This is a genomic window from Solimonas variicoloris DSM 15731, from assembly GCF_000382285.1.
GTDB classification, from domain to species: Bacteria; Pseudomonadota; Gammaproteobacteria; order Nevskiales; family Nevskiaceae; genus Solimonas; species Solimonas variicoloris.
The window spans coordinates 20,058-45,710 of sequence record NZ_KB907927.1 but is presented as its reverse complement, the minus strand read 5'-3'; the positions used below and the strand labels follow the sequence as shown (position 1 = coordinate 45,710).

27 protein-coding genes are annotated in these 25,653 nt (G+C 70.0%); 17 read left to right on the top strand and 10 right to left on the bottom strand.

Features of this window, described 5'->3' with window-relative positions; all coding sequences use genetic code 11:
- Window positions 1–181: 181 nt before the first annotated feature.
- Together H149_RS0104900 and H149_RS23065 are read right to left on the bottom strand one after the other, a co-directional pair.
- On the bottom strand, window positions 182–1,645 hold the full coding sequence (locus H149_RS0104900; protein WP_083930812.1) for an OmpA family protein: 1,464 nt from the start codon (window positions 1,643–1,645) through the stop codon (window positions 182–184).
- Between the two features lie 187 nt (window positions 1,646–1,832).
- A complete protein-coding gene (locus H149_RS23065) occupies window positions 1,833–2,225 on the bottom strand; it encodes a hypothetical protein (protein ID WP_154654644.1) in 393 nt (130 codons plus the stop codon).
- Between the two features lie 365 nt (window positions 2,226–2,590).
- On the opposite strand from H149_RS23065, the gene H149_RS0104895 reads away from it, so the two are divergent.
- From H149_RS0104895 to H149_RS0104870, 6 genes are all read left to right on the top strand, one after another.
- Window positions 2,591–3,643: a DUF3034 family protein gene (locus tag H149_RS0104895; RefSeq protein WP_020648621.1), complete on the top strand. Its 1,053-nt coding sequence runs from the start codon at window positions 2,591–2,593 to the stop codon at window positions 3,641–3,643.
- Between the two features lie 25 nt (window positions 3,644–3,668).
- Window positions 3,669–4,139: a group I truncated hemoglobin gene (locus tag H149_RS0104890; RefSeq protein WP_020648620.1), complete on the top strand. Its 471-nt coding sequence runs from the start codon at window positions 3,669–3,671 to the stop codon at window positions 4,137–4,139.
- A 129-nt stretch (window positions 4,140–4,268) separates the two neighbouring features.
- Window positions 4,269–4,901 carry an FMN-binding protein gene (locus tag H149_RS0104885; protein ID WP_020648619.1) on the top strand — a complete coding sequence of 211 codons (633 nt, stop codon included), beginning with the start codon at window positions 4,269–4,271 and terminating at the stop codon, window positions 4,899–4,901.
- A gap of 5 nt (window positions 4,902–4,906) precedes the next feature.
- On the top strand, window positions 4,907–5,797 hold the full coding sequence (locus H149_RS0104880) for a PepSY-associated TM helix domain-containing protein (protein ID WP_020648618.1): 891 nt from the start codon (window positions 4,907–4,909) through the stop codon (window positions 5,795–5,797).
- Window positions 5,798–5,920: 123 nt separating this feature from the next.
- Window positions 5,921–6,208 carry an EF-hand domain-containing protein gene (locus H149_RS0104875; RefSeq protein ID WP_020648617.1) on the top strand — a complete coding sequence of 96 codons (288 nt, stop codon included), beginning with the start codon at window positions 5,921–5,923 and terminating at the stop codon, window positions 6,206–6,208.
- 84 nt (window positions 6,209–6,292) lie between these two features.
- Complete coding sequence (locus tag H149_RS0104870; protein WP_020648616.1) at window positions 6,293–7,282, top strand: FAD:protein FMN transferase; 990 nt, start codon at window positions 6,293–6,295, stop codon at window positions 7,280–7,282.
- 58 nt (window positions 7,283–7,340) lie between these two features.
- On the opposite strand, the gene H149_RS0104865 is transcribed toward H149_RS0104870, so the two are convergent.
- The 8 genes from H149_RS0104865 to pspF form a co-directional block, all read right to left on the bottom strand.
- A complete protein-coding gene (locus tag H149_RS0104865; protein ID WP_020648615.1) occupies window positions 7,341–7,628 on the bottom strand; it encodes a hypothetical protein in 288 nt (95 codons plus the stop codon).
- The gene (locus tag H149_RS0104860) at window positions 7,625–8,284 is read right to left on the bottom strand and encodes a tetratricopeptide repeat protein (RefSeq protein ID WP_020648614.1); all 660 of its coding nucleotides are present in this window, start codon (window positions 8,282–8,284) and stop codon (window positions 7,625–7,627) included. The genes H149_RS0104865 and H149_RS0104860 overlap by 4 nt, the downstream gene beginning before the upstream one ends.
- Window positions 8,268–11,093: a tetratricopeptide repeat protein gene (locus tag H149_RS0104855; RefSeq protein ID WP_020648613.1), complete on the bottom strand. Its 2,826-nt coding sequence runs from the start codon at window positions 11,091–11,093 to the stop codon at window positions 8,268–8,270. The genes H149_RS0104860 and H149_RS0104855 overlap by 17 nt, the downstream gene beginning before the upstream one ends.
- Window positions 11,090–12,766 carry an ATP-binding protein gene (locus tag H149_RS19740; protein ID WP_039748082.1) on the bottom strand — a complete coding sequence of 559 codons (1,677 nt, stop codon included), beginning with the start codon at window positions 12,764–12,766 and terminating at the stop codon, window positions 11,090–11,092. Before H149_RS19740 ends, H149_RS0104855 begins: the two co-directional genes overlap by 4 nt.
- Window positions 12,729–12,938, bottom strand: a complete 210-nt coding sequence (locus H149_RS0104845) for a hypothetical protein (RefSeq protein WP_020648612.1) — start codon at window positions 12,936–12,938, stop codon at window positions 12,729–12,731. Before H149_RS0104845 ends, H149_RS19740 begins: the two co-directional genes overlap by 38 nt.
- 138 nt (window positions 12,939–13,076) lie before the next feature.
- On the bottom strand, window positions 13,077–14,291 hold the full coding sequence (locus H149_RS19735; protein WP_020648611.1) for a CmpA/NrtA family ABC transporter substrate-binding protein: 1,215 nt from the start codon (window positions 14,289–14,291) through the stop codon (window positions 13,077–13,079).
- On the bottom strand, window positions 14,288–15,181 hold the full coding sequence (locus H149_RS0104835) for an ANTAR domain-containing response regulator (protein WP_245540465.1): 894 nt from the start codon (window positions 15,179–15,181) through the stop codon (window positions 14,288–14,290). The genes H149_RS19735 and H149_RS0104835 overlap by 4 nt, the downstream gene beginning before the upstream one ends.
- Window positions 15,182–15,222: 41 nt before the next feature.
- The gene (pspF, locus tag H149_RS0104830) at window positions 15,223–16,281 is read right to left on the bottom strand and encodes a phage shock protein operon transcriptional activator (protein ID WP_020648609.1); all 1,059 of its coding nucleotides are present in this window, start codon (window positions 16,279–16,281) and stop codon (window positions 15,223–15,225) included.
- 188 nt (window positions 16,282–16,469) lie between these two features.
- Here pspF and H149_RS0104825 point away from each other — a divergent pair, with 188 nt between their 5' ends.
- From H149_RS0104825 to H149_RS0104770, 11 genes are all read left to right on the top strand, one after another.
- On the top strand, window positions 16,470–16,745 hold the full coding sequence (locus H149_RS0104825; RefSeq protein ID WP_020648608.1) for a hypothetical protein: 276 nt from the start codon (window positions 16,470–16,472) through the stop codon (window positions 16,743–16,745).
- 53 nt (window positions 16,746–16,798) lie between these two features.
- Window positions 16,799–17,485, top strand: coding sequence for a phage shock protein PspA (pspA, locus tag H149_RS0104820; RefSeq protein ID WP_026352863.1), 687 nt, complete (start codon window positions 16,799–16,801; stop codon window positions 17,483–17,485).
- A gap of 3 nt (window positions 17,486–17,488) precedes the next feature.
- A complete protein-coding gene (gene pspB / locus H149_RS0104815) occupies window positions 17,489–17,731 on the top strand; it encodes an envelope stress response membrane protein PspB (RefSeq protein ID WP_026352862.1) in 243 nt (80 codons plus the stop codon).
- A complete protein-coding gene (locus H149_RS0104810; protein ID WP_083930811.1) occupies window positions 17,718–18,155 on the top strand; it encodes a PspC domain-containing protein in 438 nt (145 codons plus the stop codon). Before pspB ends, H149_RS0104810 begins: the two co-directional genes overlap by 14 nt.
- Window positions 18,156–18,169: 14 nt before the next feature.
- Window positions 18,170–18,379, top strand: coding sequence for a hypothetical protein (locus tag H149_RS0104805; RefSeq protein WP_020648604.1), 210 nt, complete (start codon window positions 18,170–18,172; stop codon window positions 18,377–18,379).
- Window positions 18,380–18,474: 95 nt separating this feature from the next.
- Window positions 18,475–19,110 (top strand): TetR/AcrR family transcriptional regulator, encoded by a 636-nt coding sequence (locus tag H149_RS0104800; RefSeq protein WP_020648603.1) that lies wholly within the window; start codon window positions 18,475–18,477, stop codon window positions 19,108–19,110.
- A 135-nt stretch (window positions 19,111–19,245) separates the two neighbouring features.
- The gene (locus H149_RS0104795) at window positions 19,246–21,612 is read left to right on the top strand and encodes an efflux RND transporter permease subunit (RefSeq protein WP_020648602.1); all 2,367 of its coding nucleotides are present in this window, start codon (window positions 19,246–19,248) and stop codon (window positions 21,610–21,612) included.
- 52 nt (window positions 21,613–21,664) lie between these two features.
- A complete protein-coding gene (locus H149_RS0104790; protein WP_020648601.1) occupies window positions 21,665–23,011 on the top strand; it encodes a DUF1329 domain-containing protein in 1,347 nt (448 codons plus the stop codon).
- 247 nt (window positions 23,012–23,258) lie between these two features.
- A complete protein-coding gene (locus H149_RS19730; RefSeq protein ID WP_020648599.1) occupies window positions 23,259–23,552 on the top strand; it encodes a hypothetical protein in 294 nt (97 codons plus the stop codon).
- A gap of 54 nt (window positions 23,553–23,606) precedes the next feature.
- A complete protein-coding gene (locus H149_RS0104775; protein ID WP_020648598.1) occupies window positions 23,607–24,284 on the top strand; it encodes a response regulator transcription factor in 678 nt (225 codons plus the stop codon).
- An 11-nt stretch (window positions 24,285–24,295) separates the two neighbouring features.
- Window positions 24,296–25,642, top strand: coding sequence for an ATP-binding protein (locus H149_RS0104770; RefSeq protein WP_020648597.1), 1,347 nt, complete (start codon window positions 24,296–24,298; stop codon window positions 25,640–25,642).
- Window positions 25,643–25,653 lie beyond the last annotated feature (11 nt).

Below are 25,653 nucleotides of genomic sequence, written 5' to 3'. Positions count from 1 at the left end.
GGCTCCGCCTGCCTCGCAACGGAACACGCGGGCGACGGCGACGCGCTGCCGTCGGTCCTCTGCGCACTGCATCCGCGCATGCTGCTCCGCCAGAGGGCGCAAGCCGCACCACAAAAATCTCCGCACCGCCTCGCCCGGAGCGCGCCGGCCGTTGCCGGCCGGCGTGCCCGGGCAACGGCGTTTACTGCACGATGATCTTGCCGCTCATCGTCGGGTGAATCATGCACACGTACGGATATTCACCCGGCGTCGTGAAGGTCCGCGTCCACGTGCGGCCCATCGGCAGGCGCGGACTCTGCTGACCGTCGGCGAAGCGCACGATGTGATTCGAGCCGTCGTTGTTCAGGAACGTCACGGTGCTGCCGGCGGCGACCGTCAGCACGCCGGGACCGAACGCCATGTTCTCGATCGTCACCGTCGTGCCGCCGGTGGCCGCCGCGACCGGGGCCGGCGCCGGAGCCGGTGTCGCCATCGGCATCGGCATCGGCGTCTCGTGCTCGTGCATCGCGGCCGGCACTGCGGCCGGCGCTGGCGCCGGCGCGACGGCCGGGGCATAGGTCTGCGCCGGCTGCCCGGCCTGCTCGACCGTCACCGCGCCCTGACTCGATTCGACGACCTTGAGCTCGACGCGGCGGTTGATCGCGCGTCCCTCGTCGCTCGCGTTGTCGGCGATCGGCATCGATTCGCCGAAGCCCTTCGACGCCAGCCGCGACGGCGCGATGCCCTTGGCGAGCAGATAGTCCATCACCGATTTGGCGCGGCGGTCCGAGAGCTTCAGGTTGTAGCTGTCGGAGCCCTTGCTGTCGGTGTGGCCGTCGATTTCGACCTTGATGTCGGCACGCTTCTGCAGCGCATCGACGACCAGGTCGAGCAGACCCTTGGCGTTGAGCGTGAGATTCCACTTGTCGAACTCGAAGTTCACGCCGCGCAGCACGACCGTGTCGCCGGTCTTGCAGCCGCTGAGGTCGACGCTGCCGTCGGCGCCCATGGTGCACGGCGCCGGTGGCGGCGGCGGCGGTGGCGGCGGCGCGACCGGTTCGACGACCTGCACCGGCTCGGCCGGCTGGTAGACCTTGGGCTCGCGATGCGAACCGAGCGGAATGCGCAGGCCGAGGTTGAAGACCGGTTCCTTCAGATCCCAGTCGTAGTTCGACTGCCACAGCGCCTCGGCGCGGACCGCGAAGCCGCGATCGTTGAGCGGCAGGTCGAGGCCGAGACCGGCGTGGTAGACCGCATTGCTGGCCGCCATCACGTCGAGGTGCAGGAACAGGCCGCCGAAGGTGTACGGCGTCAGGAACAGGTTGGTGCCGACGCCGCCGCCGGACACTTCCTGATCCTCGTAAGGCGTGCAGCGCCGCAGCAAACCGCAGGGTTCGTTGGAATTGCCGTCGTCGGCCTTGTACTGCAGGTAGGTGCCGAGCAACTCGATTTCGACGCGATCGGACAGGCGCCAGCCGAGACCCAGCGTGCCGCCGAACGCATCGTCGGTATGGCGATCGCTGTCGGCGATCGAGTACGACGCCATCGGCGCGACGTAGGTGTCGTCGAGCCAGCTGTCCTGCGCCTGCGCGGCCGGCGCCGCGAACGCGGTCAGCACCGCCATCGGCACCAGGCCGCGTCGAAATCCTTTTCTCAACGTCTTCATGCAATCCCCTTGCAGCGCTCTTGTGGTGGACGAGCGACGCCGCGGCCGCGCCGCGCGAGCCGACGATGCGCGAGCCACGCACCGCACGCTTTTCGTTGGCGCAACAAAAAAGTCCACGCCGGTCGGGGGACCGGCGTGGACTTCGATGTCCGTGAACGGGCGACGATGCCTGCTCGTGCGCTGATTCCTAATCACGCGCGCGAAATGCGCAGCAAGCGTTGTGCCACAAGGCGAGGCGCGGCGTCGCAGCGATCGCGCGACGCATCGCCGCGACGCCTGGCGCCCGCGATCCGCGCACGCGCCCTGGCTTCGCGTCGCCATCGCTCGCCATTCCATTTAAGGAACGCGCGAGCAGGCGCCGCGCGTCATCCCGCTCGCCGACACGCCGGCCTGCCACCGCGCCGACGAGCACGATGCGCGGCCGCGCGCGCAGCGCCACAGCGCGGTGCGCGGCGCCCCAGTACGAAACATTTCTGCGCCAGCATGCGGCAACGCACCATGCGGCGCGCGCCGCCGGCCGCAGCGCGCCATGCGCGCGTGCGCCGCGATCAAGACGTGCACGCACGCTGTCGTCCGGCATCACGACGCATGTCGATTTCTCCTACGCAGAACTGCGTTTCAGCGCGGCGTGACGGCGACGCTCCGCGGTCTTCTCCGGCCTTCGGCTGCCATCGTTCGGCAATGATTGGCACAGGCTTTGCGTTTCGTTCCACCGTGCGCCACGGATAGGCACACGAGACGCGTCAAAGGGAGTCGGGCAAAGCCGCTCGATTTCAAACCGGACATCGACGTCCACGTCGCTGGAGACCCCAGCACGTGGACGTTTTTTTTTGCTCGCGATGTCCGCGGCGGTACCGACGGAGCACGTCGGCTGACTCACGCGCCCGGCATGGGCGCGGTCATTTCAGGCTTTGCTTTTCATTCAAACAAAAGGAGTTGGGGCAAATGAATCGGGCACACACGAACAAATGGCGGGGCCTGCGTGGCGTAGCGCTGCTGCTGGCGGGATTGGCCAGCGGTGCCGCGCACGCCGACTGGTACAACAACGGCAAGGTGCTGCTGACCGGCGGCGTGTTCACGGTCGACGGCGCCGGCGGTGGCGGTGCGGTGCCGTGGGCGACGATCAGCGGCTATGAAACGCGCGACGGCATCAACGCCAGCGCCGGCTTCACCTATGCCAACGTGCCGGCGCTGCAGGACTCGGTGTTCGGCGTGAACATCGGTTTCTACGATCGCCTCGAACTGTCGTATGCCTCGCACAAGCTGTCGCTGAATCTGTCGAACCTCGACACCGTGGCGCTGCTGCTCAACACGCTCGGCGTCGGCGGCGGCACCGATCCGTGGAATTCGACGCTGCAGATGGACGTCTTCGGCGCCAAGCTGCGCCTGTTCGGCGACGCGGTCTACACCTCGGACAGCTGGATTCCGCAGGTCTCGATCGGCGGCCTGTACAAGAAGAACCACAGCGAGGCGCTGGTCCACACGCTCGGCGCCGACAAGACCAAGGACTGGGAAGCCTACATCGCGGCGACCAAGGTCTTCTTCCCGATCAGCACGCTGGTCAACGTCGCGGCGCGCTACACCGCCGCCAACGAGATCGGCCTGACCGGCTTCGGCTCCTGCGATAGCGGCCTGCTCACCCAGGGTGACTGCGACTCGAAGAAGGAAGTGCGCTGGGAAGTGTCGATCGCGCACCTGGTGGCCAAGAACACGGCGATCGGCGCCGAATGGCAGCAGCACGGCAACAATCTCGACGGCAAGAGCGTCAAGGTTGCCGGTCTCGATCTGACCAGCATCACCGACATCCTCGGCAGCATCGGCCTCGGCGGCCTGTCGAACACGCTGCAGCAGAAGAAGGAAGGCGACTGGTACGACATCTTCATGGCCTACGCGCCGAACAAGAACATCTCGTTCGTCGTCGCCTACCTGATGCTCGGCAACATCTCGGTGTCGCAGGACAACAACGGCTTCTACTTCTCCACCCACCTGACGTTCTGATCCGGACCGCAACAGGAGATCTTCGATGAAAGTCAGCAAGGCAAAACTCGCGATCGCGGCCGGCACGGCGCTGATGGTCGCCTCCCTGCAGCCGGCCTTCGCCGCCGAGCAGAAAACCAAACCGATCCTCGGCATCCCGAGCTCGGCAGTCGCCAGCTTCGGCGGCGAGTACGGCGTCCACAACTGGGTCGAGTCGCTGTTCTACTACATCATGCTCGACAACCGCATCAACTACATCTTCAAGGAGTTCGGCAACGTCGAGCGCCAGATCGCGCTGAACACGCAGCTGGAGCAGATGGTGCTCGGCGCCAAGGTCGAGTACCAGGGCGCCAGCATGAGCGCCGCGCACGCCGATCTCGGCATCACGATGACGCAGTTCAACGCCGTCGTCGAAGCCGCGTACAACGCCTGCGAGCGCAACCAGATCCCGTACTACAGCTGCAACCACCTGATCGCCGCGCTGGCGCCGTTCACGCGCGTGATCGTCACCAAGTAAGGAGCGCCGCGCACCGGCCTGGAGGAGATCCGGAAGCGGAGCACGCCGCCCCGGCACGCGCCAACGTCCGGCGCGGCGTGTTCCGCCTTTCCGTATCCCGGCCGCCCTCTTCCCGTTTCGAGAACCGCCGTGACAATTCATAAAGCAAAGCGTCCCGCCCGCCTCACGACTGCCTCCCCCGACTTCCCAAATCCCCGCGCGGCTTCGTCCGCCGGGGCTCTTTTCGATCGCCGCCGCCTGCTGCAGGCGCTGGCCGCGCTGCCGCTGCTCGGCCTGGCCTCGCGCAAGGCCGAGGCGATCGACATCTACAAGACTTTCCAGACGCCCGACGCCTTCATCGCCGAGGCGTTCGCCCCCGGCACGCCGCCCTCGCCCACCGTCCTCGATCTCGACGCCGCCAAGCAGGCGCAGATCAGCGCCGTGTTCGGCCGTCCGTATCCGCAGGCGCGCCTGCGCTACTGGAAGGCCGACGGCCGCAGTGCCTGGATCTTCGACGACATCGGCAAGGAGGGTTACGTGCCGACCACCTGCGGTTTCGTCGTCGCCGGCGGCGCGATCGAGCACGCGCGCGTACTGATCTACCGCGAATCGCGCGGCGAGCAGGTCGCGCAGCCGAGCTTCCTGCAGCAGCTGATCGGCGCCAAGGCCGCCGGCGGCAGCCTCGACAAGAAGGTCGACAACATCTCCGGCGCGACGCTGTCGGTGAAGATGATGCAGCGCATGGCCCGCACCGCGCTGGTGTTCGATTCGCTGACCGCCTGAACGCCATGAACCCGGCACACGTGGCGATGAAGGAGCCCTTGTCCCCGCATCCGGCGCCGGCGCGGCAGAAGCTGCTGCCGCGTCTGCGCGCCTGGCGCGGCACGCGCCCGCCGCACAAGGCGGCGAAGCCCAAGCGCAACATCATCGCGCTGCTGCGCGAGTGGCATTCGCGCGCCGGCCTCGTCGCCTTCGCGTTCCTGATCTGGCTGGCCTGCACCGGCGTGCTGCTGACGCGCAGCGTCGAGCTCGGCCTCGACACCGCGCGCGTCGACTGGCCGTGGCTGATGCAGATGTACGGCCTGCACGCCGAGCCGCCGCAGAGCGGCTTCAGCGCCGGCGGGCACTGGCTCAGTGCGACCAACGACTACACGCTGATCGACGGCAAGCCGCTGGCCACGCAGATCGCCGCGCCGCTCGGTTTCGTCGTCGCCGGCCAGAGCAGTCCGCTGCTGTACGTCGCCGGACCGGCGAGCCTGGTGCTGCTGCGCGCGGACGGCGAGCGCGTCGACGAGCTGACGCCGCCGATCCTGCCGGTGTCGACGATCCGCCGCGTCGGCGTGCTCAAGCGCGATCCGCAGATCATCGCCGTGCAGGATCTCGACGCCTATCAGAGCGCCGACGAGGGCAACAGCTGGGCGCCGGTCTCGCCGACCGAGGTCGACTGGTCGCAGGCGCAGGCCCTGCCCGACGCCGAGCGCGAGAAGGCGCTGCCGTATGCCAAGCCGCGCGTGATCGTCGAGCAGGTGCTGATCGACCTGCACAGCGGCCGTCTGTTCGGACCGGTCGGAGCCTGGCTGATCACGCTGATCGGCCTGGTCGCGATGGTGCTGGCGGTCAGCGGCATCTGGATGTGGTGGCGCATCCGCCAGAACCGCAAGCGTCTGGCGCCGCGCTGAAACGACGCGAGGCGGATTCGCCGCCGCCTCGCGCGCATGGCGGCGTCGCACGGCCCAAGGACGGGCCGCGCGGCGCCGCGTCGGCGACTACGCGGGACTCATGGATTCGACAGGGAGATAGACATGGATCGGTCACACCTGCTGTTCATTGCAATGTTCGCCGTTGCCGGCGCCGCCTCGGCGGGAACCGGCACGCTGCCCGGGCACAGCACCGACGCGCCGGGTTCGGCCTCGGTCGGCGCGCCCGGCGGCACCGCTGCCGCCAGCGAGCTGTGGGTCGACAAGAACGGCGACGGCATCATCCAGCGCGACGAAGTCGTGCCGGGCTCGCAACTCGACAAGCGCTTCGAGCGCCGCGATACCAATCATGACGGCCAGCTCACCCAGGACGAATACTTTCCGCCGAAATGAGCGGATGAAGCGGTGCGGCAGCGGGCGGCCGGATCGCGGCCGCCCGCCGGCCCTGCCCGCTTCCCGCTCAACATGATTCCGACCATGGGCTGGCTACGCCGGCCATCGCCGCTGCAGCGTCGCTTCATGGCGATGGGCACATTCGTTACCGTCACCGTGATGACCGAGCCGCGCGGCCGGGTCGCGGCCGATGCGGCGATCAGCGCGATCGAGCGCGAGATCGACGATTTCGGCCGCGATGCCTGGGCCTGGGGCCAGGGCGCGCTGGCGCAATTCAACCGCCGCGTCGCCGCCGGCGAGCGCGTCGCGGTGCCGCTCGAACTGCGCCCGCTGTTCCGCCGCGCCTGGCAGATCCACGAACACAGCGGCGGCCTGTTCGAGCCGCGCATCGGCGCGCTCGTGCGCCTCTGGGGCTTCGACGACATCGCCCGGCTGCGCGCCGAGCCGCCGACCACGGCGCAGATCGACGCGCTGCTGGCGGCGCTGCGCGCGGCGCCAGCCTACGACGGCGGCGAGCACTACGGCCCGGCACCGGACACCGCCTGGGATTTCGGCGGCATCGGCAAGGGTTACATCGTCGACTGCATGCTCGAACGTCTGCAGTCGCGCGGCTACGCCAATGTCAGCATCGACGCCGGCGGCAACCTCGCCGTGCGCGGCCGTCGCAACGAGCGCGCCTGGCGCATCGGCATCCGCGATCCGCGCAACCCCGACGCGCCGCGCCTGCTGGCGACGATGGACGCCTGCGACGAAGCGGTCATCACCCATGGCGACGACCAGCGCTATTTCGAACATCGCGGCACGCGCTACGCGCACCTGCTCGATCCGCGCAGCGGCTGGCCGTGCCGCGGCCTGCGCAGCCTGACCGTCGTGCACGCCGATGCCGCGTTCGCCGATGCCGCCGGCGGCGCGCTGTTCGTCGCCGGCGCCGCCGGCTGGCGGGCGCTCGCCGCGCGCCTCGGCGTCAGTCAGGCGCTCGCGCTCACCGACGACGGCGAACTGCTGGCGACGCCGGCGCTGGCGCCGCGGCTGCGCGCACAGCCCGGCGTGCGCATCCGCGCCATCGCCCGCTGACGCGCGCACCGCCGCCTCGACGCGGCACGCCGCGCCGGGGCGAGCCGGCCCTGGACGCTCAGCGCGGCTCGGTGCGCACGCGCCGATAGGCGGCGCCGGCCTCGTCGGCCGCGCTCAGCGCGCGCAGCCGTTCGCCGTCCGGCGCCTGCGCCGGCATCTCGAAGTGCGCCGGCGGGCGATCGATGTCGCTCGGCGCTTCCTCCTGCCAGGGCAGCAGATAGAGACCGACCGCGGTCTCGCGTTCGCCGACGATGGTGGTGCCGCTGCCGTCCGCCGGCGGCGGTTCGGCGAACGCCGGCGCCGCGATCGCCGTTGCGAACAGTACGAGGTTGAAGAGCCGCTTCATTTCTGCGCTCCGGCCGGCGTGCCGCCGGCGGCGGCGACGGTGCGCGATTCGAGTTCGCGTATCCACACGGCGACCATCGGCTGCGCCGCGTCGCCGGCGAGCTGCTGGTACTGCCGGTAATGCGCCAGCGCGTCCTGCGGCCGGCGCAGCGTCAGGTCATAGAGGATCGCGAGGTTGTAGTGCGCCTTGGCGTAGTCCGGCTGAGCGGCCAGCGCGCGCCGGTAGCACTGCTCGGCGCGCGCGGCGTCACCGCCTTCGCGGTAGAGCACGCCGCGCGCGTTCCAGGCGACGGCGTTGTCTGGATTGGCGCGCACCGCCCTGTCGAAGGCGTCGCCGGCCTCGCGCGGCCGGCGCAGCTGCGCATAGAGGATGCCGAGATCGGTCCACGGCCCCGAGTACTGCGGGAAATCGCTGGTCAGCACCTGCAGGACGGTGATCGCCTCGTCGCGCCGCCCTTCCCGCATCAGCTGCAGCGCGGCGGCGAAGCGCTGCTGCGGATCGGCCTTGTCGGGATCGGCCGGCGCGGTCGCCGCCGACGGCGGCAGCGCGCGCGCGCGCGTTGGCGTCGGGACCGGACTCTGGCTCGCGCAAGCGGCGAGCAGCGCGCCCGTCAGCAGGGCGGCAAGGCCGGCAGTGGCATCAGGGCAGCGCTTCATAGCGATCCTCGCGCAGTTCGTGTTTGCCGTAGCGGGCCGGCGCCAGTTCGGTCAGCGACGCGGCGCTGCGCCGGATCCACTCGTTCCACAGACCCTGGCGCGCGCGCTGCAGATTGGCCGCATGCGCCTCGATCGATTTCTGTTCGAACGGATCGGCCTGCTCCTCGAGCAGGATCTGGTATTGCTCGAGCGCGTCGCCCTGCAGCTTGGCCGGGCGCTCGGAGTCGAGCAGCGCGCTGCCGAAATCGCGATAGACCGCGCCGATCTCGTAGGTCGCCGCCGTCGTGATCTCGGCGTCGCCGCTGCCGGCAGCGCGCAGCAGCGCGGCGATCGCCGTCTCGCTGGCCTGCTTGCGGCGCGACAGGTTCTTGTTGATCGGCGCGGCCAGCGCGATGCGGCGCGCCGCATCGGCGTCGAGCCGGCCGAGCTCGAGATTGGCCTGCGCCGCCATCAGCGCGGTCTGCGCGTTGTGCGCGGCGCCGGCATCGACCGCGACCAGCGTCTGCAGCCAGTGGCGGTAGCGACCCTCGTCGTCCTGCGCGTCGCGGGCCAGATCGGCGAGCCGGCGGCGCGCCTGCAGACTGCGTTCGAGCGGCTGCGGATAGACGTCGAGGCAGGCCTCGTAGGCCTGCACCGCGGCGGCCGTCGCTTGCGCGCGGTCGTAGAGCAGTGCCGCCTGCCAGGCGGCGTCGCGGCGCAGTGCCGGCGTCTCGCCGTCGCGCGCGGCGACGCGGCGATAGACCTCGGCGGCGGCGGCCGGCTGCGCGTCCTGCTCGTAGGCGTAGGCGAGTTTCTTGTCGGCCTCGGCGCTCAAGGCGTGCTGCGGATAGCGCGAGCGGAAAGTCTCCAGCGCCGCCGCCGCGGCGTGCCAGTCCTGCAGGCCCATCAGCGCCGCGGCGGCGTCGTATTCGGCGGTGGCGCGGATGCGCGCATCCGGCACCAGCGCGCCGACGCGCTGGAAATGGCGCGCCGCACCGCGCAGGTCGCCGCCGGCGCGCGCCGCCTCGCCCTGGCGGTAGACGGCGGCGGCGAGCTGCTCGGACGCCGCACTGCGCGCCTCGGCCGGCAGCGCGCTCTCGCGCAGCAGCGCCCCATAGGCGGTCTCGGCCTGCGCGTAGTCGCGCCGTGCGAACTGCGCTGCGGCGAGCACGCCGTAGAGCTCGACCCGCTGCGCCGGCGTCGCGCGGCCGGCGGCGAGCGTGCGCTGCGCGACCGCGACCGCCTGCGCCTCGTCGCCGATCTCGTAGAGATCCTGCGCGCCGCGCGTCAGCGCCGCGCTCCACTGCGGGTGCTCGGCGTAGGCGTCGGCGAAGCGCAGCGTCGCGGCGATCGACGCGCGCAGCGCCTCCGGCCGCTGCGCCGGCGACAGTTCGCTGCCGAGGCGCTGCCAGGCCTGCACGGCCGCATACGCGGCCTCGGCCGAATGCGCGTTCGGCCGTTCATAGGCGACCTGCTCGTAGGCCTGCGCCGCCTCGCGCGTGCGCCCGCCGTCGTAGAGCGCATCGGCGCGCAGCAGGGCGATGGCGGCGGCCGTCTCACCCGGCGCCTCCAGCGCGAGCCGGCGCCGATACCACTCGGCGGCGGCCAGAAAGCCGGCCTGCCGCGCCGCCACGTCGGACGCCGGCAGACGCTGCGCGCGCGCCTGATGCCAGCGCCCGAGATCGTCGAGATCGGCGCGCAGCGCGTCGAGCACGGCCGCGGGCGGCGCGGCGCCGTTCCAGTACGGCGCGCCGGGGCTGTAGCGCTCTACGTAAGTCTCCTGCGCGGCGATCGTCGGCTCGGCGAAGCCGCCCGCCTCGTAGGCGGCGATCACACGCTGCTGGAAGTCCGGCGCCAGGCGGTGCTGCGGATGGCGTTCGATGAACGCGGCGTAGACGCGCGCGGCGTCGTGATAGCGGCGCTGTTCGAGCAGCGCGCCGCCGAGCGCGGCGTAGAGCAGCGTCGAGAAGCGCGGCTCGCCGCGCTGCGCGAAGTAGGCGTTCATCGCTGCGCCACCGCCAAGCGCCGCGAACGAGCGGCCGGCGAGGTTCAGCGCGTCGGCGGCGAAATCGCCCTTGCGCCGGTCGACGGCGGCCAGCGCGGTCTTCGGATCCTCCAGCGTGCCGGGCGGCAGGTCGCTGTCGAGAATCGCCAGCAGCACCGGCAGCGCCGCCTCGTAGCGGCCCTGCTGATACAGCGTCCAGCCGTACTTGCCGCGCGCCGGCACGAAGTACGGCGTGCCGCTGCCCTGCGCGACGACCGCAGCGTAGAGCGGTTCGGCCTCGTCGTAGCGGCGCGCCAGATAGAGCAGCTCGGCGGCGCGAAAGCGCGCGTCGGCGACCAGCGTCGATTGCGGATGCTCGGCACCGAGCGTGCGCAGCGCCGCGATCGCCGCTTCGCTGTCGCCGGCGATCTGCTCGGCACGCGCCAGCTGGTACAGCGCCAGATCGTTGGCCGCGTCCTGCGGATGCTCGGCGAGCAGGCGCCGGTAGAGCGCGATCGCCTGCTGCAGTTCGGTGGCGTCGGCCTGCCCTTGGTCGACGCGGCGCACGCGCAGATAGGCGGCGCGGCGCATCGCCTCGGCGCGCAGCGCCGGATCGACGCCGTCGAGCGCGATCAGGCGGTCGTAGTGCGCGATCGCGCGCACCGCATCGGGCGCGACCGGCGCCGAGGTCTCGACGCGCAGGATGCCCGGCGTGCGCACGATGAAGCGGCCGTTTTCCTGCAGGCCGTTGTTGCGCGTCACCGAGCCGACCGTCGGCGGCTCGTCGCCGCGCGCCGGCAGCGCGGCCGTCAGGCACAGCAGGGCCAGGCCGATGCGGCGAATCATGAGCCGTCTCCGTGCGGGTCGCGGTCGTAGACGCGGGCAAGCGCGAACTCGGCTTCGGCGAGCGCGCGCGTGGTCTGCCGGTCGAGACGCAGCAGCACCACCTGCAGCGCCGCGCGCAGGCGCGCCGCCGCCTCATCGCCGGCCCGCGCCAGCCGCGCGCGCTGCGCGTCGACGCGCGCCGCCAGCGCGGCGTCGCCGTCGTGCGCGGCGAGCTGCGCGGCGGCGGCGTCGAGCGCGCGCGTCAGGGTGCGCAGCTGGCGGTACTCGCGCAGCGGCGCGGCAGCCTCGTCGGCGGCGGCGAACACCCGCAGCGGCACCGCCTCGGCATCGTCGCGCTGTTCGACCAGCAGGCGCGGCCAGCCGCTCGCGGGGTCGGCGTCGCGCGCGTCGAGCGCCGCGAGCAGGCGGCCGTCGGCGATCTCGGCGCGCGCCGCGACGAGCGTGGCGCGGGCGCCTTCGAGCGCGGTGATCGCGCGCGCGTAGTGGCGCTCGGCCTGCTCGTGCGCGCCGAGATGATCGAGCGCGTACGGGATCGCCAGCATGCCTTCCTGCACCGCCGGGTCGAGTGGATCGCGACCGAGCAGCTCGGCCCACGGAATCAGCGCGCGGCGCAGGTCGTCGGCGCGCGCACCGCTCGCCACCGCCTGCAGGTAGCGGAACGGCGACTGGCGCCGCGCCGCGGCCAGCGCGTCGGCCGAGGCCGGCCGCAGCGGCGCGTCGCCCGGGCGCGCGCCCTCGGCGCTCGGCCACAGATAGCACCAGCCGAGACCGAGCATCGCCGCGTTCGAGTACGGACCCGGACTGCGCACGCGCTGGAAATGCTCGATCGCCGCCGCGCCGCGACCGGCGCGCAGCTCGCGATAGCCGAGCGTGACGTTGGCCAGATCGCGCAGACGCAGCCCCTGCGGCGACAGCGCGCCGGCGTCGCCGAGCGCGCGCAGCGCCGCGTCGCCGTCGGCCGCGGCGAGCGCCTGGCGGTAGCGCTCGGCCGGCGCCGCCGCGTCGCTCGCCGCGGCCGACAGCCCGAGCGCTTGCCAGGCGGCGTCGCGGCGCGGCGCATCATCGCGGCCGCTGACGGCGAGGCGCAGCGCCGCCTCGAACGGCCGCTCGCTGCCGAGCAGGTAGTCGACTTCGCGCAGCGCGACGTCGCCGGCCGCGGCCTGCAGTTCGAGGCTGGCGCCGGCCAGCAGGCTGCCGGCGCTGAAGCGCAGTTCGAGCGGCGCACCGTCGGCCGTGAAGCGGCGATCGAGCTGGGCGGCGTAGCGAGTCGCGCCGGGCTTGCCGCCGGCGGCGCGGGCGACGAATTCGGCGCGCAGCCGGTGCGCGCCCGGCGCCAGCGGCAGCAAGGGCTTGAGCGCACCGGCGGCGAGCGCCCGTGCCTCGTCCTCGCTGAACTGGTAGCGCAGCGCCGCGTCATCGTCGAGCTGCACGCGCAGCTCGCGCAGCAGCACACCGTCGGCGACGACGGCGGCGTACAGCGCCGGTTGCGGCTCGGCGCTGCGGCGTCCGGCCTCGGCGGCCAGCTCCAGCGTGGTGCCGGTCAGCGCCGGCAGGGTGTCGGCAGCGGCGGCGGGACCGGCGCACAGGCTCAGCGCGCCGGCGACGGCCGCGGCCAGCCAGCGCGGCCGGCGCGCTTCAGCGCGGCTCGCGTTCGGAGGTGGAGTCCTGGGCATGGGATACCGGATCGGCGCGCCTCGGTGCCTGCGTCCGCCGTGCGCGGCGTTCGCGGGCGCGCCAGGCGTCGCTCAGCGAGAAACAGAAGAACAGCAGGACGAATCCGCCGGCGCAGACGACGATGACCTGCACGGCGGGATCGATGAACGGGAACAGGGCGGCTTCCGGCATGACGACGACTCCTGGCGAACGAGAGCTGGGACAGTCGCGGACAGCGTTGGCCGCATCATTGGCGGGCGGATCAGCTGCGATCCGCCGGTACTTCAACCGCTGCATCACGACGGGCGCCGCGCATCCGGCGCCCGCACCTCAACCGGCGACCGCGGCGCGCGCCGCCTCGCGGTTCCAGCCGCGCGCGGCCAGATACGCGGCCGGGTCGGCCGGGTCGAGTTCGCCGCCGTCGATGAAGCGCGATTCGACGGTCGCGCCGTCGGCGCCGAGCGCGACCGCACCGGCTCCCTCGCGGATCGAATCGACGAGCGGCAGCGGCAGATCGAGCGTCGCCGCGGCGTCGCAGAACGCGGCGACGTCACAGACCGACGCGGTCAGCTGGGCGAGGCTCAGCGGCCGGCTCCACTGCCGCCAGCGCAGCATCTGCAGCGCGCACCACATCAGCTGCGAGCGGCGCGGAAATGCCTGCAGGCCGCTGGTGAAGCGCGGCGCGGCGCCGACGCCCTGGCCGCGCAGCACCGCCTCGACCCAGGAATCCGGCACCGCCAGCACCTGCAGGCGGTGCAGCAGCGCGGCGAGCTCGCGGGTGACGTCGCGGCTGGACAGTTCCTGCAGCGCTGCCATCACCGCGGCCAGCAGCGCACGATGCGTGTGCGGGAACTGCTGCGCCCACTCGCGGGTGACGCCGAGCACTTTCTCGGCGCCGCCGTCCCAGATGTTGCTGGTCGGCGTCACCACGAAGCCGAGCCCGCCCTTGACCGCAGCCGTGTTCCACGGCTCGCCGACGCAGAAGCCGTCGACCGCGCCGCTTTCGAGCAGGCGCACCATCTGCGGCGGCGGCGCGACGGTGAATTCGATGCCGGGCACGTCGCTGTCGAGACCGCCGAGCGCGAGCCAGTCGCGCAGCAGGTAGTGGTGCATCGAGAACGCGAACACGTGCGCGAGACGCAGGCGCCCGCCGCCACGCACGTACTGGGCGACGGCGGCAGCGCTGTCGACCACGCTCATGCCGCTGCGCAGGCCGATGCGATCGGCCATCGTGCGCGAGAAAGTGATCGCCGAGCCGCCCTGCGAAAGGCACAGGCCGGTGACCATCGGCACGCCGACGCCGTCGGCGCCGAGCGTCGCCGCGACCGGCATCGGCGCCAGGCACTGTGCGGCGTCGAGCGCACCGTACGCGAGGCGGTCGCGCAGGCTCGCCCACGAAACCTCGCGGACCAGTTCGACGTCGAGGCCGGCGGCGCGGAAATAGCCGCGGTGCGCCGCCCACAGCAGCGGCGCCGAATCGAGCAGCGGCATGTAGCCGACCGTGAGGTGGCTGATCTCGGGACGAAACGGCAGAACCAGATTCATGAAGACTCCTCCGGCGCGGCACCGCCCAGCGGTTCCTGGCCGGCATCGAGCAGTTCGGCGGCGGCGAGCACGGTGCGTGCGGCCTCGCCGATGGTGATGCGGCGCGCCATCGCGCTCTTGCGCAGCAGCGTGTAGGCCTGCGCTTCGTCGAGCTTGCGCAGGCGCACCAGCAGCGCCTTGGCACGCTCGACGTCGCGGCGGTCGGCCAGACGCGTGCGCATTTCGTCGAGTTCGTTGCGCAGCTTCTGGTGTTCGTGGAAACGCGCGATCGCGACATCGAGGATCGGCTTCAGTCGATGTGCCGCCATGCCGTCGACGATGTAGGCGGAGACGCCGGCGCGCACCGCGCGCGAGATCGTGTCCGGATCGGAGTCGCGGGCGAAGAAAATGATCGGACGCGGCACTTGTTGGGTCACTGCCGCACAGTTATCGAGCACGTCGCGCGCCGGGTTGTCCATGTCGACGAGGATCACGTCCGGACGCACGCGCCGCACGGCGGCGAGCAGGTCCTCGTTGGCGGAGAGGCGTGCCACCACATCGTGGCCGGCGGCGCGCAGCGCCTGCGTCACGAACGCGGCGCGCGCGCCGTCGTCGTCGACGAGCACCACGCGCAGGCTGGCGGCCGGCCGGTTCATGGCGGCAGCTCGCTTGTCCCACGACGGTTCGGCTTCATCCAGCGTACGCATCTCCATCTTCCCCGGTGTCTGTCCTTCCCTGCATCCGACCGACGCCTGCCCGCAAACGAAAAAGGCGTCGGCTGCCTGTTGCGCAGCGGACGCCCTTGTCCTGCGATCGAAACCCAACGGATCAGGGATCTGGAGCCGGAGGCACCGGCGCGGCGTCGTTGCCGCAATCCCTGGGATTTTCGTGTGCCAATTCCGTGCCAGCATCGCCGGCCGGCAAGCCCGCCGCGCGCGATGTCGGCAAATTCCTACTCGGCATCGAGCAGCTTGTACTTACGCAACAGTCCGCGGAACTGGTGGTAGGTCAGCTGCAGCAGCTCGGCCGCCTTGCGCTGGTTGTAGCGCGCCTCTTCGAGCGCCTGACGCAGCAGGCGCGTCTCGAAGACGGCGACCGCCTCCTCGAAGGCCAGCGGCAGGCCCGGCGCGGCCTCGGCGGCAAGCGCCGGCGCCGGCGCCGCTTCGGACGCGCGCGCGGCGGCGGCCGGCGCCGCGGCCGGCAGCTGCGCGGCCATCGCCCGCGGCCGGTACGGCGAGGCGAAGGGATCGAACTCGATGCGCTCGACGACACGCCGCTCGTTCTCGAGCCGGTAGACGGCGCGCTCGATGACGTTGCGCAGTTCGCGGACGTTGCCCGGCCATTCGTATTCGAGCAGGGCGCGCTCGGCTGCCGGCGCGAAGCCGGCGAAGTACTCGCGCCCGAGCTCGCGGGCCATGCCCTCGGCGAATTTCTGTGCGAGCAGCGGGATGTCCTCGCGGCGCTCGCGCAGCGGCGGCACGGTGATGACGTCGAACGAAAGGCGGTCGAGCAGGTCCTCGCGGAACCTGCCGGCGCGTGCCATCGCCGGCAGATCGACGTTGGCGGCGCCGATCAGACGCAGATTGACCTTGACCGTCTCGCTGGAGCCGACGCGCTCGAACTCGCCGTACTCGACGACGCGCAGCAGCTTCTCCTGCAGGCGCAGCGACATCGAAGCCAGCTCGTCGAGAAAGATCGAACCGTTGTTGGCGAGCTCGAAGCGCCCGATGCGGGCCTTGGCGGCGCCGGTGTAGGCGCCGGCGACATGGCCGAACAGCTCCGATTCGAGCAGCTCCTCGTTGAGCGCCGCGCAGTTGAATTTCACGTACGGCCGCGCCCAGCGCTCCGACAGATAGTGCAGACGGGCGGCGATCAGCTCCTTGCCCGAGCCGCGCTCGCCGATGATCAGCACCGGCTTCGACAGCGGCGCGACCCGTGAGACTTTTTCCAGCACCGCCAGGAAGTTATCGGCCTGGCCGAGGATCGGATCGGGACTGTCGCGGAGCTCCATTGCGCCATTGTGCTCGATGTTGGCGAATATCGCCAACTGGCGGCGCCAGATGCCAACAGACGATCCGCATCGCGCCGACCTTCCGATTTTAATCTATTAAATATCAATAGCTTGAATATCGACAACGAGATGGCACGGAGCTGGCGTTATTTCTCCCGTCGCCAACACCAAACCCAAGGGGAACTGACATGAACATTCAAATGCATCTCGCCGGCGCCGCTGCCGCCATCGCCATGACCGTCGCCACTTTCGGCGGCATCAATGGCTATGCCGCGCACGTCAAGCACGTCGAAGTCGCCGCCGCGTCGCAGCACGTCGCCGCCGACAGCGTCGACGCGCAGCTGCAGCGCAGCCTGCGCCAAAGCCGGCGCGAAGTGCGGGACAATGTACTGACCAACCTGCAGGCCATGCTGCCGCCAGTGTCGATCGAAGTGCCGACGCTGATGGTGATCGCGCGCCGCTGAGGCCCTGCGACACGATACGCTGCCGGAGCACGGCGGTTTTCGAGGATTGATGGATGGGAATTTTTTCCAGAACACGGGACGTCATTGATTCGAATCTGGGCGCCTTGCTCAACAAGGCCGAGGATCCGGAAAAGATGGCGCGTCTGATCATCCAGGAGATGGAGGACACGCTCGTGGAAGTCCGCTCGACCGCGGTGCGCTTCCTGGCGCGCAAGAAAGAGCTGCAGCGGGCAATCGACACGCTGCGCGCGGAAGCCGCCGACTGGGAGGCCAAGGCCGAACTGGCGATCCGCAAGGAGCGCGAGGATCTGGCGCGCGGCGCGCTCACCGCCAAGCGCCGCGCCGGCGAACGCCTCGACGAGGCGGGCCGCGAGCTCGCGCACGTCGAGACCGAGATCGGCAAGCTCGACGAAGACATCGGCAAGCTGCGCGGCAAGCTCTCGGAAGCCCGCCAGCGGCAGAAGAACATCAATCTGCGCAGCCAGTCGGCCAGTTCGCGCATCAAGCTGCGCGAGCAGATGGACGACAAACGCTCGGCGGCGACCCGGGCCGCGCTCGATCAGGCCGAGCGCGCCGCCGACGAGCTCGAATCGCGCGTCGACGCCTACGATCTGGGCGCCGATCGCCTGCGTGACGAATTCGCCCGTCTCGCCGACGACAAGCTCGATGACGAGCTGGCAAGATTGCGCGCCAAGGTCGGCCAGAACGCGCCGGCGAACAAAGACAACGCGCAGGAGTAAGGGGTGGAAACTTTCTTCGAGAACTTGATCCCGCTGATCGCCGTCACGGGCATCTTCATCGTCATCCCGCTGCTGGTGTTCCGCGCCATCTCGCGGCGCCGCGAACTCGAACTGCAGCACAAGACGGTCGCCGGCGGGGAACTCGTCGAGCTGGCGGACCGACTGGAAAAACGCATCGACACGCTCGAGCGCCTGCTCGACGTGGAGGCACCCGGCTGGAGACAGAAGCACCATGACCAACACTAAAGCCCCGCGCAACTCCGACGGCATGCTGGCGTCGATGCGCCGCTATCCCGGCGAAGGCTGGGTCGCCGGCGTCTGCGCCGGCATCGCCGACTACTTCGGCTGGAGCGTCAAGCTGATCCGCGTGCTGGTGATCCTCGCACTGCTGTTCAGCGGCTTCTTCCCGGTCGGCATCGTCTATCTGGCGCTGTGGTACCTGATGGACCCCGCCGACGCGCCGGCCGACTACGGCCGCCCGCGCCCGGCCGACGGCGGCGACCGTCCGGCGCCGTCGGGCTCCGGCGGCGACCGCAACGGCGCCGGGGTCTCGGCGAACGAAGCCAAAGCCCGCTTCGAGAAACTGGAGCGGCGCCTGCAACAGATCGAAGCCTGCGTGACGCAGGAAGAGCTCGAGCTGCGCCGCCAGTTCAAGAATCTCGAAGCCTGAATCCGGAGCGCACCATGAACGCCCTGCTCCTGTTCGTCGGCTGGTGCCTGCTGCTGGCGCTGTGCTGGCCGCTGGCCCTGCTTGCGCTGCTGCTGGCGCCGCTGGTCTGGCTGATCTCGCTGCCGCTGCGCCTGCTCGGCATCGGTGTCGGCGCGACGTTCGCGCTGATCGGCGCGCTGCTGTTCCTGCCGGCTCGTCTGCTCGGTTACCGGCGCACGGCCTGAGGTTGCGAACGGCCGCCGCCGCGTGCGGTCGCGGTGGCGGCGCTGGCATGCGATGGCGGTTTCGCCGACAATCCGCGCGCCCCAGATCCACCGCCATGCCGCGCAAACCCGCCCACGAACAGTTCGACACGCTGAAAGCCATCGAAGAACACGCCTTCGAGCTGTTCGGCCGCTACGGCTACGAGGGCGTCTCGATCGGCGATATCGCCAAGGCTGCCAAGCTGTCGAAAGGCGCGCTGTACTGGCACTTCAAGGGCAAGGAAGCGCTGTACCTCGACTGCCTGAAGCGCCTGCACGCGATCTTCGACCAGTACGTGTTCACGCCGATGCGCACCGAAACCGATCCGGTGCGCGCGATCCTGCATATCTTCAGCGGCCTGCAGAAGTTGCTGCAGGATCCGCGCGTCGACAAGGGCGTCGCCGGCTACTGGCTGATCCCGTCGCGCCCGGAAACCGCGGCGCTGACCGCCGCGCAGCGCGCGTTCGAAGCCGCCTCGGTCGACACGCTGCGCCAGGCCCTGGCGCAGGCCAGCGAGCGCAAGCTGCTGGAACTCGGCGGCGACGCCGACGAGATGGCGCGCGCCGTGATCGCCCTGATCGAAGCCTGCGTGGTGCCGCTGCGGCATTACAGCAGCGAGGAGATGCGCGGCATCCTCGCCGTGCTCGCGCGCACCCTGTTTCGCGCCTACGCCAAGTCCGACGAGCTGCTGCAGCTCGCGCGCAGCATCTGAGCCGCCGCGGCGGCTGACGCCGTCGCCACAGCCGGCTGCCGGCACGGCGCTTGTCGGCGCGGGCGGCGCGCGCCGACAATCGAGCGCACGCGGACAGGATCGCCGCGTCAAACCAAGAACGTCGGGAGGAGCACGGTGGGTCAATACGCCGGACGCGTACTGCGCTTCGTCGAACCGCTCATCTATGCGCGGCGCTGGCTGACATTCGGCGTGCTGCTCGGCTTCACGATCTGGATGGCGTGGCTGGCGCTGCAGCTGCAGCCGGACGCCGGCTTCGAGAAGCAGATTCCGCTCGACCACCCGTACATGCAGGTGTTCAAGCGCTACGAGCAGGCCTTCGGCGGCGCCAATCTCGTGTCGATCGCCGTGATGCGCAAGCCCGGCGCGGCGGGCGACATCTACGAGCCCGGCTTTCTCGACACCCTGCGCAAGGTCACCGACGACGTCTTCTTCCTGCCGGGCGTCGACCGCTCGCGCGTCACCTCGCTGTTCACGCCCGGCGTGCGCTACCTGGAGAACGTCGAGGGCGGCTTCGAATCCGGCGACGTGGTGCCGCGCGACTACCAGCCGACGCCGGCGATGCTGGCGCGCATTCGCGCCAACGTCGGCAAGGCCGGCCTGATCGGCCGTCTGGTGTCGCTCGACCAGCGCGGCGCGCTGGTCGTCGCCGAACTGCTCGAGCACGATCCTTCGAGCGGCGCCAAGCTCGATTACCGCGAGGTCGCCCGCCAGCTCGAAGCGATCCGCGCGCGCTACCAGAGCGATGCCGTCGACATCCGCATCATCGGCTTCGCCAAGGTGGTCGGCGACGTCGGCGACGCCAGCTACGAGGTCATCGCCTTCTTCGCGGTCGCGCTGCTGGCGACCTTCTTCCTGCTGTGGATCTTCTGCGGCAGCTGGCGACTGGCGCTGCTGCCGCTGTTCGCGGCGCTGACCGCGGTGATCTGGGAGCTGGGCCTGCTGCACTTCGCCGGCTTCGGCCTCGATCCGTTCGCGATCCTGGTGCCGTTCCTGATCCTGGCGATCGGCGTCTCGCACGGCGTGCAGTACGTCAACGCCTGGCGTTTCGAGGTCGCCGTCAACGGCCTCGACTCCTACCACGCCTCGGTCGCGACCTTCCGCCAGCTGTTCATTCCCGGCACCGTCGCGATCCTGACCGACGTGATCGGCTTCGCGACGCTGGCCTTCATCCAGATCGAGATCGTGCGCGAGATGGCGCTCAACGCGGCGATGGGCATGGCGGCGGTGATCGTCACCAACAAGTTCATGCTGCCGATCGTGCTGTCCTGGGTGCGTGTCGACGACGTCGCCCGCTTCCGTGCCCGGCAGCGGGCCCGGGTCGCGGTCTCCGACCACCTCTGGCAGCGCCTGTCGGTCTTCGCGACCGCGCGCGCCGCGGTACCGGCCCTGCTGCTCGCCCTCGCCGCGCTGGCCTGGGCGCTGTGGATGTACCCGAAGCTGATCGTCGGCGACCGCCAGGCCGGCGTGCCGGAGCTGCGCCCGGACAGCCGCTACAACGTCGATTCGCGGGAAATCGGCCACAACTTCGCGATCGGCGTCGACGTGCTCAAGGTGCTGTCGGTGGCCGGCCCGTACGGCTGCGTCGATCCGCACAAGATGGAAGTCGTCGACCGCCTCGCCTGGCATCTGCAGAACACCGACAGCGTGCAGTCGGTGCTGTCGCTGCCGCAGATCGCCAAGCAGGTGCGCGCCGGCTGGTTCGAGGGCGCGCCGAAATGGCGCGTGCTGCCGCGCAACCAGGATCTGTCGCAGCTGGTCTCGCCGATCCCGAGCCAGCTCGGCCTCGCCAATCCGGACTGCAGCGTCATGCCGGTGCTGGTGTTCACGCGCGACCATCGCGCCGAAACCATCGATCGCGTCGTCGATGCCGTGAACGCGTTCAACAAGGCCAACGCCGGCAGCGGCGTCGACTTCCAGCTGGCGTCCGGCAACGTCGGCGTGTGGGCGGCGACCAACGAGGAAATCCGCGCGCGCGAACTGCTCGTCATCATCTGGGTCCACGCCACGCTGGCGCTGTTCGCCTGGCTGAGCTTCCGCAGCGGCGTCGCCGTACTGTGCATCCTCACGCCGCTGGTGCTGTGTTCGCTGCTGACCTACGGCCTGATGGCGATGCTCGGCATCGGCATGAAGCCGGCGACGCTGCCGGTCGCGGCATTCGGCGTCGGCATCGGCGTCGACTACAGCATCTACCTGTGGAGCGTGTTCGCACGTCATCTCGAAGCCGGCACCGCGCTGCGCGATGCGTACTACGAGGCCTTGCGCCATACCGGCAAGGCCGTGGTGTTCACTTCGGCCTCGCTACTGCTGAGCGTCTTCACCTGGCTGTTCTCGGGGCTGCAGTTCCAGGCTGACATGGGCCTGCTGCTGCTGTTCATGTTCAGCACCAATCTGCTCGGCGCCATTCTGCTGCTGCCGGCGCTCGCCTGGCTGGCGCTCGGCCGGCGCCAGAACCCGGCACCGCCGGCGGCGGTCCAAGCCTGAAAGCCCTACGATCGAGCCAGGAGACCGCCGCAGGCGCGGCGAGGAAAGCAAAATGAAAAAAGGCATTGCCCCGCTCGCCGCTGCGCTCTGCATCCTGCTGGCCGGCCCTGCGCCGGCCAAGGTCGGTGCCGACGAGGCGGCCCGGCTCGGCCACGAGCTGACGCCGCTCGGCGCCGAGACCGCCGGCAACGCCCAGGGCACGATTCCGAAATGGAGCGGCGGCCTGCCGAAGGCCGACATGCCGCGCGGCAGCAATCCTTATGCGTCGGACAAGCCGCTGTACACGATCACGGCGCAGAACGCCGCGCAGTACGAGGGAATGCTTACGGAAGGCTACAAGGCGCTGTTCAAGACCTTCCCCGACTACAAGATGATCGTCTACCCGACGCATCGCAGCGCCTCGTATCCGCAATGGTTCTACGACGCGACGAAGAAGAATGCGAGCGCCGTCGAACTGACCGACAGCGGCTACGGCTTCTGCTGCGCGGCACAGGGCTATCCGTTCCCGATCCCGAAGAACGGCACGGAAGTGATGTGGAACCACATCATGCGCTACAACACGCGCGGCTTCCGCGGCTATCTGAATTCCGCGGCGACTGCTGCCGACGGCAGCTTCGTGGTGCAGCGCGACTACGTCGAGCTGGCGTTCATGTACAACGACCCGACGGCGACGCCGGATTCGATCAAGGGCATGAACCTGTATGCGTTCCAGAAGACGATCGCGCCGCCGAACCTGGCCGGCGAAGCGCACCTGCTGCACGTGCCGATCGACCGCATCGCCAACCAGACCAACGTCTGGGTCTACAACAACACCGTCGGCCGCGCGCGCCGCATCGGCGAAGTCGGCTACGACAACCCGCTGTTCGACGGCCTGATGACGCATGACCAGCTCGACATGTTCAACGGTCCGCTCGACCGCTACACGATCAAGCTGCTCGGCAAGAAGGAAATGCTGATTCCGTACAACAGCTACAAGCTCTACGACCCCAAACTGAAGTACAAGGACATCGTCACCCGCGGCCACATCAATCAGGACCTCGCGCGCTACGAGCTGCACCGCGTGTGGGTCATCGAGGCCAGCGTCAAGCCGGGCTTCGCGCATCGCTACAAGAAGCGCGTGTTCTATCTCGACGAGGATTCGTGGATCGTCCACGCGCAGGACATCTACGACGAACGCGACCAGTTCTGGCGCACCGCGGAGTCGCATTCGATCGCGTTCGCCAACGTGCCGGTCGTCGTCAACGGCGTGCAGGTCCATTACGACCTGCAGTCGCGACGCTACGTCGTCATCAACATGACGAACGAGGAGCGCAAGCTGATCGAGTACGACTGGGAGGCGGAGCCGGCCTACTTCTCGCCGGCCACGCTGAAGCGCTTCGCGACCACCGCACAACAGTAGAACGCGCAAGAAGTCGCTGAAATAACGCGAAAAATTAAGGGCGAATTCAGTTTCTCCGGCTAGGCTTCGCGCATCGGCCCGCAATGACGGGCTCCCTGGCCTCAGCGGAGGCACGTCCATGGATCAGTCGTCGATCGCCGCCAGCGGCTGCCGGACAGGCCCGCGGCGGCAGCGCCGCGGCGGCGCCGCGCGGGCGCCCGGCGCCGCCCGCGTGGACGTGCCGGACGCCGATCAGTAAATTCCCGCGATGCACTTCTCCCGGACCCTCGCCGCCTGCGTGCTCAGCGGTGTGCTGCTGCACGCCGGTGCCGCTGGTGCGCGCCCGGCGGGCGCGGAACGGGAGCGTCCGGAACTGGCGCCGCCGACGTCGCTGCTGCCGAGCCAGCGCGACGCGCGACCGTCGTTCACGCCGGACGAAGCCGCGCGCGAGATCCAGCGCCGCCATGGTGGCCGCGTGCTCGCGGTGCAGCCGGACGGCGCCGGCTACCGCGTCAAGCTCCTGCGGGACGGCGAAGTGCGGATCTACCAGGTCGACCCGTGAGCGGCGCCGCCGCCCGCCCCACCTCGAACACATGCAGCAGCAGGGAGAAATGGCATGCGTGCCCTCGTGATTGAAGATGATCCGGATCTGCGCGAGCAGGTCGCCCGCTTTCTCGGCGACGAAGGCTTCGCCGTCGACGTTGCCGCCGACGGCGACAACGGCGCCTACATGGCCGAGGAATATCCGGCCGACGTCGCCATCATCGACCTCGGCCTGCCCGGCCTGCCCGGCATCGAGCTGATCCGCCGCGTGCGCAAGGCCGGCCGCAAGTATCCGATCCTGATCCTGACCGCGCGCGACGGCTGGCAAAGCAAGGTCGAAGGCCTGGAGGCCGGTGCCGACGACTACCTCGTCAAGCCGTTCCACAAGGAAGAGCTGATCGCGCGCGTGCGCGCGCTGGTGCGCCGCGTCGGCGGCTGGGCACAGGCAACGCTGAACTCCGGCCCGTACGCGGTCGATACCAGCGCCAAGTCGGTGCTGGTCGACGGCAAGCCGGTCGATCTAACCAGCTACGAGTTCCGCGTGCTCGAATATCTGCTGACGCACGCCGGCAAGGTGATCTCCAAGAGCGAGCTGACCGAGCACCTCTACACCGAGGACGAGGAGCGCGACAGCAACGTCATCGAGGTCTTCATCCGTCGCCTGCGCGCCAAGCTGGATCCGGACAGCCAGTACAACCCGATCACGACGCTGCGCGGCGCAGGCTACCGGTGGGACCTGCCGCGCGCCTGAAAGCCCGAGCCGTGCGTCGCCCGCATGTCACCTCGCTGCGGGCGCGGCTGCTGCTGTCGACGGCGATCGTGCTGTTCGCGTTCGTCGGCCTCGGCGGCCTGGCGCTCGAGAAAGCGTTCGAGAGCTCGCTGCTGCAGGCCCAGCAGGACAAGCTCGAAGGCTTGATCTACGCCCTGCTCGGCGCCGCCTCGACGACCGCCGACGGCGAGCTGACGATCGCCCTCGACGCGGTTCCCGATCGCCGGCTGCGCGAACCGCTGTCCGGCCTGCAGGCAGCGCTTTTCAACGAGATCGGCGTCATGGTCTGGAGCTCGTCGCGCTCGCTCGACGTGCCGCCGCCGGCGCATCTCAAGGTCGGCGAGTGGCATTTCCAGCGCCTGGCCAAACCGGACGCGTTCCGCCTGAGCTTCGGTCTGCGCTGGATCGATTCCGAAAGCGACGAGCCGCGCCAGTACACGGTCAGCGTGATCGACGACACCAGCGCCTTCGACCGCCAGCTGCAGATCTTCCGGCGCACGCTGTGGGCCTGGCTCGGCGGCACGGCGCTCACCCTGGTGGCGATCCTGCTGCTGATCCTGCGCTGGAGCCTAGCGCCGCTGCGCCGCCTCGGTCGCGAGCTGCATCGCATCGAATCGGGCGTGCAGACGGAGATCGAAGGGTCCTACCCGGACGAACTCAAGCCGCTGACGCGCGACCTCAACGCGATGATCGTCAGCGAGCGCAGCCAGCAGACGCGCTACCGCAATGCGCTCGGCGACCTCGCGCATACACTGAAGACGCCGCTGGCGGTGCTGCGCGGCATCAGCAGCGAGGCCGAGATCCCGGTTGCGCAGCGCCAGCAGCTGCACGAGCAGGTCGGCCGCATGCAGCACATCGTCGATCACCAGCTGCGGCGCGCCGCCGCCGCCGGCAGCCGCACGCTGACCGAGCCGGTCCAGCTCAAGCCGCTCGCCGACAAGCTGATCGCGGCGCTCGCCAAGGTCTACGGCGATCGCCAGATCCGCTTCGACAATGCGCTCGACACGACGCTGAAGCTGCGCGCCGATCAGGGCGACCTCTACGAACTGCTCGGCAATCTGCTCGACAACGCTGCCAAGTACGGCCACCGCCAGGTGCGCCTGTCGGCGCAGGTCGACAAAAAATTCTGCCGGCTCGACATCGACGACGACGGCCCCGGCTTTCCCGAAGCTCCGGAGCAATTGCTGGAGCGCGGCGCGCGCGCCGATACGCGCCAGCCCGGCCAGGGCATCGGCCTGGCCTCGGTCAGCGAGATCGTGCAGGCCTACGGCGGCCGCCTGCTGCTCGAACGCTCGCCGCTCGGCGGCGCCCGCGTCGGCGTCGTGCTGCCGCTGCGCTGAGCCCCGCCGCG